This window comes from Sphingomonas sp. GW821-FHT09E03 (assembly GCF_059416225.1).
This window is the reverse complement of the sequence record NZ_JBWKOS010000003.1, coordinates 16,250-30,514: the sequence shown is the minus strand read 5'-3', so window position 1 is coordinate 30,514 and position 14,265 is coordinate 16,250. Positions and strand designations below refer to the sequence as shown.

The following is a 14,265-nucleotide window of genomic DNA, read 5'->3' as shown; positions in this document are numbered from 1 at the left end:
TTCCGACTTGGCTCCTTCGTTTCGCTGCCGATTCTACCGATCGATGGTCAAGTTCCTGAATCGAGGGAATAACCTGCCGACCGCACGGTGCGGATCAGATCGGGCAGATCGCCGATGTTGATCGCCTTGCGCAGCCGACGGATATGGACGTCGACGGTGCGGCTCTCGATGTCGCTGTCATGGCCCCACACCGCGTCGAGCAGCCGCTCGCGGCTGAACACCCAGCCGGGATGCTCGAGGAAATGCTTGAGCAGGCGGAATTCGGTGGGGCCGAGCGGCACCACCTCGCCGCCGCGGCGGACCTTGTGGCCGACGGTGTCCATCTCGATGTCGCCATAGGTGAGCGCTTCGCCGGCGAGCGCCGGGCGGACGCGGCGCAGCACCGCGCCGACCCGGGCGACCAGCTCGCGCGGGGAGAAGGGCTTGGTGACATAATCGTCGGCGCCGGTTTCCAGCCCGCGGACGCGATCCTCTTCCTCGCCGCGCGCGGTGAGCATGATGATCGGCACGTTGGCGGTTTCGGGCATCCGCCGCAGCCGGCGGCAGACCTCGATGCCGGACAGGCCCTCGACCATCCAGTCGAGCAGGACGATGTCGGGTGCCTTCTCCTTGGCGAGCAGCAGCGCTTCCTCGCCATCGGGGGTGTGCGCGACGTCGAAATCCTCGCGCTTGAAATGATAGACGAGGAGTTCGGCCAGCGCGGCGTCGTCCTCAACCAGCAGCATGCGTGCACGGGCCATCAGCGTTGCTCCTCAAAACGTGCGCCGCCGCGCTCATGCTCGGCCAGCTGGGTACCGGTGGCGGCGAAATAGACCATCTCGGCGACGTTGGTGGCGTGGTCGCCGATCCGCTCGAGGTTCTTGGCGACGAACAGCAGATGCGCGACCTGGCTGATCGTACGCGGATTCTCGACCATGTGGGTCACCAGCGTGCGGAAGATGCTGTCGTAGAAATCGTCGAGCGCCGCATCGCTGCGGCAGACCTGGACGGCCGCCTCGGCGTCGCGCGCGGCAAAGGCGTCGAGCGCGTCGCGCACCATCCGTGCCGCCATGTCGGCCATCGCCGGTAGCACCGAGATCGGCTCAATGCGGTGCTCGCTCTCGATCAGCGGCACCCGCTTGGCGATGTTCTTGGCATAATCGCCGATCCGCTCGACCACCGCGGCGATCTTGAGCGCGGCGACTACCTCGCGCAGGTCGACCGCCATCGGCGCGCGCAGCGCGATGATGCGCACCACGAGCCGCTCGACCTCCGCCTCGATCGCATCGATCGCTTTGTCGTCGGCGCGCACCTTTGCGGCGAGTGCGGGATCGGGCCGCTGCAATGCCTGCATCGCCAGGCCGATCGCATCCTCGGCGAGCCCGCCCATCTGCGAGATCATCCCCCGCAGCTGGCCGATATCGGCGTCGAACGCCTTGACGGTATGGTCCACCATATGACTGTCCTGTTCGTCGCTCAGCCGTAGCGGCCGGTGATGTAATCGCGGGTACGTTCCTCGCGAGGGTTGGTGAAGATGTCCGACGTCGAGCCGAACTCCACCAGCGTGCCGAGATGGAAGAAGGCGGTCTGCTGCGAGACGCGCGCCGCCTGCTGCATGTTGTGGGTTACGATCACGATCGCATAGCGGCCTTTCAGCTCGTGGATCAGCTCCTCGATCTTGGCGGTGGCAATCGGATCGAGCGCGCTGCACGGCTCATCCATCAGGATAACCTCGGGATCGACCGCGATCGCGCGGGCAATGCACAACCGCTGCTGCTGACCGCCGGACAGAGCGGTGCCGCTGTCCGCGAGCCGGTCCTTGACCTCGTCCCACAAGCCGGCGCGGCGCAGCGAGCTTTCGACGATGTCGTCGAGATCGCCGCGATCCACCGCCAGGCCGTGGATCCGCGGGCCATAGGCGACATTCTCGTAGATCGACTTTGGGAAAGGATTGGGCTTCTGGAACACCATGCCAACGCGGGCGCGCAACTGCACCACGTCCATCGTCGAGGCGTAGATATCCTCGCCGTCGAGCAGGATCTCGCCTGCCACCCTCGCGCTGGCGACAGTGTCGTTCATCCGGTTGAGGGTGCGCAGGAAGGTCGACTTGCCGCAGCCGGAGGGGCCGATGAACGCAAGCACATTGTCCTGATCGACGTCGATCGAGACGTCGTCGATCGCCCGCTTCGCGCCGTAATGGACGCTGACGTGGCGGGCCGAAATCTTGGCCTGTCGGTTGGGAGGGATCACCAGCGGGTCTCGAAGCGGTTGCGGAGGTAGATGGCGAGGCCGTTCATCGCCATCAGGAAGGCGAGCAGGACGATGATTGCCGCGGAGGTCTTCTCGACGAAGCCGGCGCTGACCTCGTCGGACCAGAGAAAGATCTGGACGGGGAGCACGGTGGCGGGGTCGGTGAGCTTGCCCGGCGGCGCGGCGATAAAGGCGCGCATGCCGATCATCAGCAGCGGCGCGGTCTCGCCGAGTGCGCGCGCCATGCCGATGATCGTGCCGGTGAGGATCCCCGGCAGCGCGAGCGGCAAGACATGGTCGAACACCACCTGAACCGGCGAGGCGCCGACCGCGAGCGCGGCGTCGCGGATCGACGGCGGCACCGCCTTGATCGCGTTGCGCCCGGCGATGACGATCACCGGCATGGTCATCAGCGCAAGGGTCAGCCCGCCGACCAAAGGTGCGGAGCGCGGCAGATGCAGCGTGTTGAGGAAAACCGCGAGCCCGAGCAGGCCGAAGATGATCGAGGGCACCGCGGCGAGATTGTTGATCGACACCTCGATGAGGTCGGTCCAGCGGTTTCGCGGCGCATATTCCTCCAGATAGAGCGCCGCGAGGACGCCGACCGGGAAGGCAAGGCCGAGCGTCACCAGCATCGTCAGCAACGAGCCCTTGAGCGCGCCCCAGATACCGATCCGGCCAGGGTCGGTGGCGTCGGCCGCGGTGAGAAAGCCGGTCGCGAAACCGCTGGAAAGCACGCCGCGGGAAGCGAGCCGCGCCACCACCGCCTCGGCTGCAGGCGTGCCGTCATGCTTGGCGGCGACGTCGATCGGGCTGGAAACGGGCAGGTCGATCGTCGCGCGGCGGCGCAGGAGCGTCGGATCGGCCTTGAGCCGGTCGCGGACCACCAGCCAGGCATCGTCGGCGAGCAGATCCGCGCCATCCTTGCCGAACGCCTGGGTCGCGGCGCTGTCGACCGCGCCCTCCAGCCCGGCACCCGCCAGCGCGAGATCGGCGCCGCGCCCCTGGAGCCGCGCCGGATCGAGCTGCAGCCGCATCGCCGCGAAATCGAGCGGCACCGCGACGCGGGTCTGGCGGAAGCCGCTGACGCCCTGCCACAGCATCGAGGCGAGCAGGAAAGCAAGGAAGCCTGCCGAGAGCCACACCGCCGCCAGGCCGATCAGCCGGAAGCGGCGTTCGGCGGCATAGCGGCGCCGAATACGGCGCTGCAGGGCATGCGTGCGCCAGTCGGTCGGCGCGCGCGCCGGCGGCTCGGCGTTGCTCACCGGCAGCTCGGGAACCAGCGTGTCACTCATAGGCTTCGCGGTACCGTTTGACGACCGTCAGCGCGACGATGTTGAGCAGCAGGGTGATGACGAACAGGGTGAGCCCGAGCGCGAAGGCGGCGAGTGTCTTGGCGCTGTCGAACTCGGCCTCGCCGGTGAGCAGGTCGACGATCTGCTTGGTGACGGTGGTGGTGCTGGCGAACGGGTTGGCGGTGAGGGTGGCAACGCCGCTCGCGGCCATCACCACGATCATCGTCTCGCCGATCGCGCGGCTGATCGCGAGCAGGATGCCGCCGACCACGCCGGGTAGGGCGGCAGGCAGGATCACCTTGCGGATCGTCTCGGAACTGGTCGCGCCCATCGCCAGGCTCCCGTCGCGCATCGCGGCGGGCACCGCGGCGAGCGAATCGTCGGCCATCGACGAGACGAACGGGATGATCATGATCCCCATCACCAGCCCCGCCGCCAGCGCGCTCTCCGACGAGGCCGAGGCGATACCGAGGGTGACGCCGAGGTCGCGCACCGCCGGCGCAACGGTGAGCGCGGCGAAATAGCCGTAGACCACGGTGGGGACGCCCGCGAGCATCTCGAGCACCGGCTTGATCCAGCGCCGCGTGGTGGGGTGGGCATATTGGGTGAGATAGATCGCGCTCATCAGCCCGAACGGGATCGCCACCGCCATCGCGATCACCGCACCGATGAAGAAGGTGCCCCAGAACAGCGGCACCGCGCCAAGATTGGCGCCGGGATCGCGGCCGTCGATCACCTGCGGGCTCCAATGGGTGCCGAACAGGAAGTCGCCGAGCGGCACGATCGAAAAGAACCGCGCCGACTCATAGAGTAACGAGGCGACGATGCCGACGGTTGTGAGGATCGCGAGCAGCGAGGCGGCGAGCAGCAGTGCCATGATGCCGCGCTCCACCTGGGTACGTGCGGCAAAGCCGGGGCGGACCTGGACGAAGGCGAAGGCACCGCAGCCGAAGGCGAGCAGCAGCGCCAGCGCGGTGGCAATCCAGTCGTAGCGCGACTGGGCGGCGGCATAGGCAGGGGCGAGATTGCGCGCGAGATCGTGGAACGCGCCGAAGCTGTGCCCGGCGCCCAGGGTCCGCGCTTCCGACAGGATCGAGGCGCGCTCGAACCCCGGCGGGGGCAGTTGCGTCGCGAACGGCGTGGCGAGCACCGCATTGGTGACCAGCGCCGGCGAGCACAGCGCCCAGGCGGTGAGGAACGCCAGTGCGGGCACCAGCGCGGCGAGCGCGACGAACCAGCCGTAATGCGCGGGCAACGAACTGAACCGTACCGAGGGGCTGCGCCGGAACCCCGAGGCGCGCATCCGCGCCGACAGCCAGCCGATCAGCGCCAGCCCGAGCACGACGAAGAAGATCGCCAGACCGCTCATCGCAGATCCCGCGGATCAAGCGCGGTATCGTGCGTGATGATCACCGCCGCGCGGGCGCGGATCGCCGCCGGCGCCGCAATCAGCCCGCGGCGCACCAGCGGGCCGCCCGCGCCCCAATTGAGCGCATAGAGCTGGAGGAATTGCTTGAGACCCGGCACCGCGATCAGATGCGCCTTCTTGACGTACAGGTATAGCGGCCGCGATCCCGGATAGGCGCCGCTCGCGATCGTCGCATAGGTCGGCGCGATGCCGTTGATCGTGACGCCGTGGACGGTGGCGGCATTCTCCTCGAGATAGCTGTAGCCGAACACGCCGATCGCCTGCGGGTTGGCGGCAAGCTTCTGGACGATCAGATTGTCGTTCTCGCCGGCGTCGATATAGGCGCCATCCTCGCGGATGCGGGTGCACAGCGCAGCATGGGCATCGGGATTGCTGGTCGCGAGCGGCTTGGCGGCAGGGATGCTCTCCTCGCAGCCGCGCGCGAGGATCAGCTCGGTCAGCGCGTCGCGGGTGCCGCTGGTCGAGGGCGGGCCGTAGACCTGGATCGGGGTGGCGGGCAGGCCCGGGTTGACGTCGCGCCAGGTCCGCGCGCGATTGAGCCGGCCGCCGGGCGTGGCGGCGAGCGCGCGGTAGAGATCGGTGGGCGTCAGTGCCAACCGCGCGCCGTTATTGGCCTCGGCAAAGGCGATGCCGTCGATCCCGACCTGGATCTCGATCACCGGGCCGACGCGGTTGCGCTGGCAGGCGGCATATTCGCTGCGCTTGATCCGGCGCGAGGCGTCCTCGATGTCAGGATGGCCGGCGCCGACGCCGGCGCAGAACAGCTTCATGCCGGCGCCGGTGCCGGTGGATTCGATCACCGGCGCGCGCGCGCCCGGGTTGGCGGCGACATATTGTTCGGCGACCAGCGTGGTGAAGGGGTACACCGTCGACGAGCCGACCGCGGTGATCCAGTCGCGCGAGCCTGCGCCGCCGCCGTTCGCCTGGTCCTGGCAGCCCGCGAGCAGCAGCCCGAGGCCGAGAAGAAGAACGCGCATCAGGCCCCCGCCAGCGACTCAGTTGCCGCCCGAGACGGCCTGTGTGACAGGCGCGTTACCCTTTGATGACACGGCCTCCGCCGGCGGCAGCGTGATCGCCACGGTGGTGCCGACGCCGACCTTGCTGGCGATATCGAGCCGGCCGCGGTGGCGCTCGGCGATATGCTTGACGATGGCGAGCCCGAGCCCGGTCCCGCCGACGCTGCGGCTGCGCCCGGCATCGACCCGATAGAAGCGCTCGGTGAGGCGCGGAATGTGCTGCGGCGCGATGCCCTCGCCCTCGTCGGCGACGGCGAAGCGGATCATCCCCGATCGGTCCAGCGCCAGCGTGACGTTCACCGGCGTGCCGGCCTTGCCGTATTTCATGGCGTTGTTGATCAGATTGTGGAGCAGTTGGGAGAGCTGGGCACGGTCGCCGACCACCGGCGGGAGATCGTCGCCGATCGTGATCGCCGCCTGGCCGATGCGCGGCCCGCCGGCGGCGAGCAGCTCGCCGTGAACCTCCTCAAGCAGCTCGGTAAGATCGACCGTCTCGCCCGGCAGCCGGTATTTTTCCGCCTCGATCCGCGACAGCGAGATGAGATCCTCCACCAGCCGCTGCATGCGGCGGGCTTCGTCGAACATCACCTTGAGGAAGCGATTGCGGATGCCAGGATCCTCGCCGGCTTCGTCGCTCAAGGTCTCGATGAAGCCGAGGATCGAGGCCAGCGGCGTCCGCAGCTCGTGGCTGGCATTGGCGACGAAATCGATCCGCATCCGCTCGGCGGCATAGTTGCCGGTCTGGTCGACGAGGTGAACAATGCGCACGCCGTGCGAGGTTTCGCCGGTGTGCATCTCCCAGCGCTGCTCGCGGGTGCCAAGCCCAACGAGCTCCACCGGGCGATCGGGCAGCGCTGCCGGTGACGCCAGCCGATCCGCGGCGGCCGGATGGCGAATGGCGACGCGGACATCCTCGCCGACGATATGCCCGCCGAGCAGCGAGCGGGCCGCGGCATTGGCGCAGGTGACGATGCCGGCCCGGACCAGCAGCACCGGCTCACGGATAGCGTCGAGCACCTCGGCGACAAGCAGATCGGCATCGGGCACGTCGGGGTTGGCAACGGCGGGGCGGCGTTCGCGCAATCCCATCGCCGCCAGTGCGGCGGCGACCGCGCCGACCAGCGTCACCGCCGCGCCATCCGGGCGCCCGTCGACCAGATACACCGCGATCGCGGCCAGCACGGCAATCACCAGGGCGCCGGTGAGGCGCTGAACGAATCGGGAGGCCATGATCATCCATGTTAACGTAATTCGCCGGTGGCGACAGTCTGTCCCGGAACGGCACCTTTCGCCGGCGGCACCGGTCCATGGCTTGCCTGTGGTTAGCGAATGTGAAAGGCATGCGCCGGTAGCAGGGGCAGCATGAGCGACGACAAGGCTTCCGACAACGGCGTTGTGCGCGGTGCCGATGGCGCAGCGGCGGTGCATGCCCCCGCGCACAGCGAGGGCGTGCTGGCCGATGGCGTGGCCACCCGCCGCCGGGTGCTGATGCTCGGCGCCGTCACCGCAGGTGCAGTGGTCTCGATCCGTCCGGCGCTGGCGCAGACCGTGGGATCGGTGATGCATTGCGAGATCGCGGTGCCCGAGCGCGCCCGTGCCGGAGGCTATATCGACGCCGGCGGCGCGGTAGTGCCGGCCGGCACCAAGGGCGCCTATGCGCCCGCGCCACGGCCGTTCAAGGGCGACGAGGTGAAGCAGGCGCTCGCCGGCGGCCAGCTGCCGGGCACCACCTATGACAGCAATCGCGCTTATGTGAACTACATCCGCCGGCTGCAGCGCGGGCAGGGGGGCTTCACCTGTTACGCCTCGCTGCAGATGCCGCGCGGCTGAGCGGATGCCGTTTCGCGCGCCGGCGAGCGACGCGCTGCTGATCGCCGAGCTCGACGCGTTCACCGCGATCTTCCACCGGCCGTCCGGCATCACCCATCTGCTGGTGAGCCCCGCGCCCGAGATCTTGGCGATCCTCGCCGGCGAGGCGCTGTCGATCGAGGCGCTGCTCGAGCGGCTCGGCGACGACTATGAGCTCGCCGATGCCGACGTCGCCTCGCTCGCGGCGCGGGTCGACGAGCTGGTCGAGGCCGGATTGTTGTCGGCGACATGAGATACAGCACGGCGGTCAGGATCGGACCAATCGGCTTTCGCATCGGCTCGGCATGGCGGGCCCCCATCGAACTGCTCGACGATCTCTACCGCGACTATCCTGCGCCCGACGTGCCCGACTTCACCGTGCGGCTCGACGCGGCCCGACCGTGGCGACGGTGGCTGCGCCCGGCGGTCACGATCGGCGGCGACTATACCCTGCCCGATGCCGCGCCGCTGCCGCTCGCGTTCGGCCTGCTGGCGGCCGAGATGGCGATGAACCTGCAACTGGCGCTGGGCGGCCGCCGCTATCTGCTGCTCCACGCCTCGGTGGTCGAGCGCGACGGGCTCGCGCTGGTGATGAGCGGCGAATCGGGCGCGGGCAAATCGACCCTGGCGACGCTGCTCGCCGCGCGGGGCTGGCGGTTCATGGGTGACGAGTTCGCCTTGATCGATCCCGCCACCGGGCTGGTTCATGCCTTTCCGCGGCTGATCAGCCTCAAGAACGAGGCGATCGCCGCCGCGCACGCGGCGTGGGCCACCGCCCGGTTCGGCCCGCTGCTGGCGGCCACGCCCAAGGGCGATATCCGCCACATGGTCCCCGATGCCGCTGCGATCACCGCGATGGACCTGCCGGCCCGTCCGGCGCTGCTGCTGTTCCCGCGCTTCGGTGCCGCCGCCGCGACCCGCCCGATGCCGGCAAGCGAGGCGTTCGTGCGGCTGACCCAGGCCTCGACCAATTATGTCGGGCTTGGCGAGGCGGGCTTTGCCGCGCTGACCAGACTGGTCGGCACGGTGTCGGCCCATGCCATCGACTATCCCGACGGCGCCGCCGCGATCGACCAGGTGGAGGCGTTGTGGCGAAGGCTGTGACCGATGCGCGGCTGCTCGCCCGGGCGCTGGCGGAGCCGACCGACCTTGCGCTCGACACCGACTGGACCGCGCTGATCACCATGGCGCGTGCCGAGCAGCTGATCGGCACGCTCGCGCGCCGGCTCGAGTCGCTGCCGGTACCCGAGGAGGTGGCCGGAATTCTTGCCGACGCCCGCGCCGCCTCGGCACAGGGCAGGCGCGCGGCGCTGTGGGAGGCCGAGATGGCCCGGCGGGCGCTGGCGCCGCTCGACTGCGCGGTGATCCTGCTGAAAGGAACCGCCTTCGTCGCCGCGGGCCTGCTCGCCGCGCGTGGGCGCTCGATCGGCGATCTCGATATCCTGGTGGCCCGCGACCGGCTCGACGCGGTGGAGACGGCGCTGCTCGCGGCGGGGTGGGAATGGGTCAAGCCCGATCCCTATGACGACGATTATTATCGGCGCTGGATGCACGAGCTGCCGCCGCTGATCCATACCGCGCGCGATCGGATGATCGACGTCCATCATACCATCCTGCCGCTCACCGCCCGGGTGCGGCCGGACCCGGCGGCGCTGATCGCGGCGAGCATGCCGCTGGAGAACGGCCTCAGGGTGCTCTGTCCCAACGACATGATCGTCCATGCCGCCGCGCATCTGTTCGCCGACGGCGACCTCGCCGGCGGGCTGCGCAACCTGTGGGACATCCACTGCCTCGTCGAGGAACATGGCACTGACGGGCTCGCCGAGCGCGCGCATCACCATGGCCTGCAGCGCCACATGATGCGTGCCATGCGCCTGGCCGCCGCCTTGTTTGGCACCCCGATCCCCGCTGGTTGGCAGGGCTCGCGCGCCGGCGACTGGCTCTTCCAGCGCCGGCTGCTCGCGCGCGACGGTTGGGGGCGTCCGATCCGGCCGGTGACGCGGCTCGCCTTCTACATCCGCTCGCACTGGCTACGGATGCCGCCGGCGATGCTGGCGCGGCACCTGTGGATCAAATGGCGGCGCGGCGCCGCCTGACCAGCGCGACGATCACCAGCACGATCGCGATCGCCGCCGTGTCCGCGATCCAGTCCATGATGTCGCAATCGCGGTGCAATGCGGGGATCGCCTGCAGCACCTCGATCAGCGCGCCGACGAAGGACAGATGCTCGCCAAGCTGCCAGAGCGGCCGGCGCGGGAAGGCAAGCGCGGCGAGCAGCGCCAGCGTCGCGAACGCGGTCATGTGCTGGATCTTGTCGATCGGATTGCCGGGGATGTGCGGCGGGTGCGGCACCAGCGCCATGGTCACGGCAAAGATCATTGCCAGCGCGAGCAGGACGCGGAACACGAGCACGGAGCGGAAGATCGTCATCGTGCGGCCAGTCGCTCGAACGTAGGGAGCAGTTCGTCATAATGGTCGATGACTGCATCGGCGCCGAGTTCGGCGACCGGCTGCATCAGGAAGCCGAAGCTGCACGCCACCACCGGCAGGCCCGCGGCCTGGCCGGCCTGGACGTCGTAGATCGAATCGCCGACGAATGCCGCGCTGCCGCCGCCGCAGCGGCGGATCATCTCCTCGATCGGCTTGGCCGAGGGCTTGCCGTTACCCGGGCCCATGGTGTCGCCACCGATCACGCAGGCGAAGCGATTGAGCAGGCCGAGGTCGCCGAGCAGGGTGCGGGCGAGGCCCTCGAGCTTGTTGGTGACGATCGCGACCGTGCCGCCGCCCGCCTCGATCGCATCGAGCGCCGCCAAGGCGCCGGGGTAGGGCTGGGTCAGCACCGAGATATGGGCCTGGTAATAGTCGAGCAGCCGACGGTGGAGAAGGTCGAGCGTCGCCTCGTCGCAACCGCCGGTCGCCGCCATGCCCTGCGCCAGCATGTGGCGGGCGCCGCCACCGATCATCGGCTTGACCTGATCGACGCGGAGCGGCGCGCGATCGACCGTGGCGAGCGCGTGGTTGACCGCGGCGGCGAGGTCGCCGCTGGTGTCGAGCAGCGTGCCGTCGAGGTCGAATCCGACGATGGCGAACGGCGAACGGAGCAATGAATTCTGCGTCATAGGTCAACGCAGTTGGCCCGATGCTATGGAAATGGCAACTCTTCCGTGGCAGTCACCGGCCGCATGACGACACCTCTCGCAGTGATCATCCTCGCCGCCGGCAAGGGCACAAGGATGAAATCCGATCTCCACAAGGTGCTCCACCCGATCGCCGGCCGGCCGATGCTGCTCCACCTCGTCGACAGCGTCTCGGCGCTGTCGCCGGAACGGGTGGTGGTGGTCACCGGCGCCGGCCGCGAGCAGGTGGAGGCGGCAGTCGCGCCGCTCGGGATCCACACCGCGCTTCAGGCCGAGCAGCTCGGCACCGGCCATGCCGTGCTCCAGGCGCAGGATGCGCTGGCAGGCTTCGCCGGCGACGTGCTGATCCTCTACGGTGACGTGCCGCTGGTCAGCGCGGCGACGATGCGGCGGATGATCGACGGCCTCCATGCCGAGCCGACGCCGACCGCGGTGGTGCTCGGCTTCCGTCCTGCCGACGCCGGCGCCTATGGCCGGGTGATCGCCGGTGCCGACGGGCGGATCGCCAAGATGGTCGAGTATAAGGACGCCAGCGCCGACGAACGCGCCGAGACCCTGTGCAATTCGGGGCTGATGGCGGTGCGCGCCACCGATCTGTGGCGCCTGCTCGGCGCGGTCGGCAACGACAATGCCGCCGGCGAATATTATCTGCCCGACATCGTCATGCTCGCCGGCGCCGAGGGTGGGTTCGCCCGGGTGATCGAGACGCACGCCGACGAGGTCGCCGGGGTCAACAGCCGCGCCGAACTGGCGGCGGTGGAGGGCGACTGGCAGGCCCGCCGCCGCGCGCAGGCGATGGCCGACGGCGCGACGCTGATCGCGCCGGAGACGGTGTGGTTCGCCTATGACACGCAGATCGGGCGCGACGTGGTGATCGAGCCCAATGTGGTGTTCGGACCCAACGTCACTGTCGCCGACAAGGTGACGATCCATGCCTTCAGCCATCTCGAAGGCGCGAGCGTGGGTCAGGGCGCCGAGGTCGGCCCTTATGCGCGCCTGCGTCCCGGCGCGGTGCTGGGCGCAAAGTCGAAGGTCGGCAACTTCGTCGAGATGAAGAAAGCGGTGCTCGGCGCCGGAGCCAAGGCGAACCATCTCAGCTACATCGGCGATGCCGAGGTGGGAGCGGGGGCCAACATCGGTGCGGGCACGATCACCTGCAATTACGATGGTTTCTTCAAGTATAAGACCGTGATCGGTGCAGGGGCGTTCATCGGCTCGAACAGCGCGTTGGTGGCGCCGGTTACCGTTGGCGATGGCGCGATCGTCGCGGCAGGGTCGGTGCTGACCCGTGATGTCGCACCGGGCGCGCTGGCGCTGGTCAGGCCACCGCAGGTCGAGAAGCCGGGTTGGGCCACTCATTTCCAAGCTGCGTCGCGTGCCAAGAAGGAAGCCAAGTAAATGTGTGGAATCGTTGGAATCGTCGGCACGGACGACGTTGCGGACCGGCTGCTCGACGGGCTCAAGCGGCTGGAATATCGCGGCTATGATTCGGCCGGCATCGCCACCGATCACGATGGCGCGATCGAGCGTCGCCGCGCCTCGGGCAAGCTGGTCAATCTGGCGCGCGAGCTTGCCGCCAACCCGCTGCCCGGCACCACCGGCATCGCCCACACCCGCTGGGCGACCCATGGCGGCCCCACCACCAACAACGCCCATCCGCACGCCACCGGCGAGGTGGCAGTGGTGCACAATGGCATCATCGAGAATTTCAAATCCTTGCGCGACGAGCTGATCGCCCGCGGCCGGGTGTTCACCAGCGAGACCGATACCGAGGTGGTCGCGCATCTGATCAGCGAGAAGGTGGAGGCCGGGCTCGATCCGATCGGCGCGGTACGCGAGGTGCTGCCGCGGCTGCACGGCGCGTTTGCGCTCGCCATCCTGTTTCGCAAGCATCCGGATCTGCTGATCGGCGCGCGGCTCGGCTCGCCGCTGGTGGTCGGCCATGGCGATGGCGAGACCTATCTCGGCTCCGATGCGCTCGCGCTGGCACCGCTCACCCAGCGCATCGCCTATCTCGACGAGGGCGACTGGGTAGTCTGCACCCGTGATGGCGCGCAGGTCTATGATCGCGACAACAACGCCGTCGAGCGCGCGATCACCATTTCCGGCGTCACCGGCGAGCTGATCTCCAAGGGCAACCATCGGCATTACATGCTGAAGGAGATTTACGAGCAGCCGATCGTGGTCGCGCAGACGCTGCGTTCCTACCTGCAGCGGATGGAGGATCGGGTGACGCTGCCGATCCCCGAGTTCGACCTGTCGCAGATCAAGCGGGTGACGATCGTCGCTTGCGGCACCAGTTTCTACGCCGGCATGGTCGCCAAATATTGGTTCGAGCAGTTCGCCCGGGTGCCGGTCGATCTCGATGTCGCCTCCGAATTCCGCTATCGCGCGCCGGTGATGGAGGCGGGCGGCCTCGCCTTGTTCATCAGCCAGTCGGGCGAGACCGCCGACACGCTGGCCGCGCTGCGCCACGCCAAGGCCGAGGGCCAGACGATCGCGGTGGTGGTCAATGTGCCCACCAGCAGCATGGCGCGCGAGGCGGATTTGCTGCTTCCGACCCATGCGGGCCCCGAGATCGGCGTCGCCTCCACCAAGGCCTTCACCTGCCAACTCGCCGTTCTCGCCGCGCTGGCGGCTAATCTTGCGCGCGCCAAGGGCCAGTTCAAGCATGGCGAGGAGAAGCAGATCGTCAAGCATCTCGGCGAGGCGCCGGCCGCGCTCAACGCCGCGCTCGCCTATGACGAGGCGATCGCCGAGATGGCAGGCGTGATCGCGGGCGCCCGCGACGTGCTGTATCTCGGCCGCGGCACCGATTACCCGCTGGCGCTGGAAGGCGCGCTCAAGCTCAAGGAGATCAGCTACATTCACGCCGAAGGCTATGCCGCGGGCGAGATGAAGCATGGCCCGATAGCGCTGATCGACGAGAATGTGCCGGTGATCGTAATCGCCCCTTCGGGCCCGCTGTTCGACAAGACGATCAGCAACATGCAGGAAGTGATGGCACGCGGTGGCAAGGTGGTGCTGATCAGCGATTATGACGGCATCCAGGCTGCCGGCGAGGGGTGCATCGCCACCATCACCATGCCCAAGGTCCATCCGCTGATCGCGCCGCTGGTCTATGCGGTGCCGGTGCAGCTGCTGGCCTATCATGTCGCCGTCGCCAAGGGCACCGATGTCGATCAGCCGCGCAACCTCGCCAAGTCGGTCACTGTCGAATAGCCTAGGTCATCGGGGTGCCGCCGTTTAGGTGGGCAAGCACTGATGATGACGGGCGCCGTGTCGATGGGCGCGGCCGGGAGACGATAGTG

15 protein-coding genes are annotated in these 14,265 nt (G+C 68.6%); 6 read left to right on the top strand and 9 right to left on the bottom strand.

All coding sequences use genetic code 11. The features are described 5' to 3' along the window. Positions 1-47: 47 nt before the first annotated feature. Genes phoB through AC07M8_RS07880 form a run of 7 tightly spaced genes read right to left on the bottom strand, consistent with a single transcriptional unit; the run spans position 48 to position 7,199 of the window. Positions 48-740, bottom strand: coding sequence for a phosphate regulon transcriptional regulator PhoB (phoB, locus tag AC07M8_RS07910; protein WP_267394944.1), 693 nt, complete (start codon positions 738-740; stop codon positions 48-50). Then, positions 740-1,435: a phosphate signaling complex protein PhoU gene (gene phoU, locus AC07M8_RS07905; RefSeq protein WP_267394943.1), complete on the bottom strand. Its 696-nt coding sequence runs from the start codon at positions 1,433-1,435 to the stop codon at positions 740-742. Before phoU ends, phoB begins: the two co-directional genes overlap by 1 nt. A 20-nt stretch (positions 1,436-1,455) precedes the next feature. Further along, positions 1,456-2,226, bottom strand: coding sequence for a phosphate ABC transporter ATP-binding protein PstB (gene pstB / locus AC07M8_RS07900; RefSeq protein WP_495174261.1), 771 nt, complete (start codon positions 2,224-2,226; stop codon positions 1,456-1,458). After that, positions 2,226-3,524, bottom strand: coding sequence for a phosphate ABC transporter permease PstA (gene pstA, locus AC07M8_RS07895; protein ID WP_495173820.1), 1,299 nt, complete (start codon positions 3,522-3,524; stop codon positions 2,226-2,228). The genes pstB and pstA overlap by 1 nt, the downstream gene beginning before the upstream one ends. Beyond that, complete coding sequence (pstC, locus tag AC07M8_RS07890; protein WP_495173819.1) at positions 3,517-4,893, bottom strand: phosphate ABC transporter permease subunit PstC; 1,377 nt, start codon at positions 4,891-4,893, stop codon at positions 3,517-3,519. The genes pstA and pstC overlap by 8 nt, the downstream gene beginning before the upstream one ends. Continuing rightward, the gene (locus AC07M8_RS07885; protein ID WP_495173818.1) at positions 4,890-5,930 is read right to left on the bottom strand and encodes a substrate-binding domain-containing protein; all 1,041 of its coding nucleotides are present in this window, start codon (positions 5,928-5,930) and stop codon (positions 4,890-4,892) included. Before AC07M8_RS07885 ends, pstC begins: the two co-directional genes overlap by 4 nt. A gap of 18 nt (positions 5,931-5,948) precedes the next feature. Beyond that, a complete protein-coding gene (locus AC07M8_RS07880; protein WP_495173817.1) occupies positions 5,949-7,199 on the bottom strand; it encodes an ATP-binding protein in 1,251 nt (416 codons plus the stop codon). A gap of 258 nt (positions 7,200-7,457) precedes the next feature. Between AC07M8_RS07880 and AC07M8_RS07875 the strand changes: the two genes are divergently transcribed. The 4 genes from AC07M8_RS07875 to AC07M8_RS07860 are packed head-to-tail and all read left to right on the top strand — an operon-like array spanning position 7,458 to position 9,913. Beyond that, on the top strand, positions 7,458-7,799 hold the full coding sequence (locus AC07M8_RS07875) for a hypothetical protein (RefSeq protein ID WP_267395109.1): 342 nt from the start codon (positions 7,458-7,460) through the stop codon (positions 7,797-7,799). 4 nt (positions 7,800-7,803) lie between these two features. Continuing rightward, positions 7,804-8,070, top strand: a complete 267-nt coding sequence (locus AC07M8_RS07870) for an HPr-rel-A system PqqD family peptide chaperone (RefSeq protein WP_495173816.1) — start codon at positions 7,804-7,806, stop codon at positions 8,068-8,070. Beyond that, positions 8,067-8,921, top strand: a complete 855-nt coding sequence (locus tag AC07M8_RS07865; protein WP_495173815.1) for an HprK-related kinase A — start codon at positions 8,067-8,069, stop codon at positions 8,919-8,921. Before AC07M8_RS07870 ends, AC07M8_RS07865 begins: the two co-directional genes overlap by 4 nt. Continuing rightward, a complete protein-coding gene (locus AC07M8_RS07860) occupies positions 8,906-9,913 on the top strand; it encodes a nucleotidyltransferase domain-containing protein (RefSeq protein ID WP_495173814.1) in 1,008 nt (335 codons plus the stop codon). Before AC07M8_RS07865 ends, AC07M8_RS07860 begins: the two co-directional genes overlap by 16 nt. Here AC07M8_RS07860 and AC07M8_RS07855 read toward each other — a convergent pair. Continuing rightward, on the bottom strand, positions 9,888-10,247 hold the full coding sequence (locus AC07M8_RS07855) for a VanZ family protein (RefSeq protein ID WP_495173813.1): 360 nt from the start codon (positions 10,245-10,247) through the stop codon (positions 9,888-9,890). The two genes, AC07M8_RS07860 and AC07M8_RS07855, sit on opposite strands and share 26 nt — an antisense overlap. After that, positions 10,244-10,936 (bottom strand): HAD hydrolase-like protein, encoded by a 693-nt coding sequence (locus AC07M8_RS07850; protein WP_495173812.1) that lies wholly within the window; start codon positions 10,934-10,936, stop codon positions 10,244-10,246. Before AC07M8_RS07850 ends, AC07M8_RS07855 begins: the two co-directional genes overlap by 4 nt. A 63-nt stretch (positions 10,937-10,999) precedes the next feature. Between AC07M8_RS07850 and glmU the strand changes: the two genes are divergently transcribed. Together glmU and glmS are read left to right on the top strand one after the other, a co-directional pair. Further along, positions 11,000-12,352, top strand: coding sequence for a bifunctional UDP-N-acetylglucosamine diphosphorylase/glucosamine-1-phosphate N-acetyltransferase GlmU (gene glmU, locus AC07M8_RS07845; protein ID WP_495173811.1), 1,353 nt, complete (start codon positions 11,000-11,002; stop codon positions 12,350-12,352). Next, on the top strand, positions 12,353-14,176 hold the full coding sequence (gene glmS, locus AC07M8_RS07840; protein WP_267394926.1) for a glutamine--fructose-6-phosphate transaminase (isomerizing): 1,824 nt from the start codon (positions 12,353-12,355) through the stop codon (positions 14,174-14,176). The last annotated feature ends 89 nt before the right edge of the window (positions 14,177-14,265 follow it).

What these genes read in the sequence shown, in the direction of transcription:
- phoB (WP_267394944.1), bottom strand. Translation starts at nt 740, where the DNA reads ATGGCCCGTGCACGCATGCTGCTGGTTGAGGACGACGCCGCGCTGGCC.
- phoU (WP_267394943.1), bottom strand. Translation starts at nt 1,435, where the DNA reads ATGGTGGACCATACCGTCAAGGCGTTCGACGCCGATATCGGCCAGCTG.
- pstA (WP_495173820.1), bottom strand. Translation starts at nt 3,524, where the DNA reads ATGAGTGACACGCTGGTTCCCGAGCTGCCGGTGAGCAACGCCGAGCCG.
- pstC (WP_495173819.1), bottom strand. Translation starts at nt 4,893, where the DNA reads ATGAGCGGTCTGGCGATCTTCTTCGTCGTGCTCGGGCTGGCGCTGATC.
- AC07M8_RS07885 (WP_495173818.1), bottom strand. Translation starts at nt 5,930, where the DNA reads ATGCGCGTTCTTCTTCTCGGCCTCGGGCTGCTGCTCGCGGGCTGCCAG.
- AC07M8_RS07880 (WP_495173817.1), bottom strand. Translation starts at nt 7,199, where the DNA reads ATGGCCTCCCGATTCGTTCAGCGCCTCACCGGCGCCCTGGTGATTGCC.
- AC07M8_RS07875 (WP_267395109.1), top strand. Translation starts at nt 7,458, where the DNA reads ATGCTCGGCGCCGTCACCGCAGGTGCAGTGGTCTCGATCCGTCCGGCG.
- AC07M8_RS07870 (WP_495173816.1), top strand. Translation starts at nt 7,804, where the DNA reads ATGCCGTTTCGCGCGCCGGCGAGCGACGCGCTGCTGATCGCCGAGCTC.
- AC07M8_RS07865 (WP_495173815.1), top strand. Translation starts at nt 8,067, where the DNA reads ATGAGATACAGCACGGCGGTCAGGATCGGACCAATCGGCTTTCGCATC.
- AC07M8_RS07855 (WP_495173813.1), bottom strand. Translation starts at nt 10,247, where the DNA reads ATGACGATCTTCCGCTCCGTGCTCGTGTTCCGCGTCCTGCTCGCGCTG.
- AC07M8_RS07850 (WP_495173812.1), bottom strand. Translation starts at nt 10,936, where the DNA reads ATGACGCAGAATTCATTGCTCCGTTCGCCGTTCGCCATCGTCGGATTC.
- glmU (WP_495173811.1), top strand. Translation starts at nt 11,000, where the DNA reads ATGACGACACCTCTCGCAGTGATCATCCTCGCCGCCGGCAAGGGCACA.
- glmS (WP_267394926.1), top strand. Translation starts at nt 12,353, where the DNA reads ATGTGTGGAATCGTTGGAATCGTCGGCACGGACGACGTTGCGGACCGG.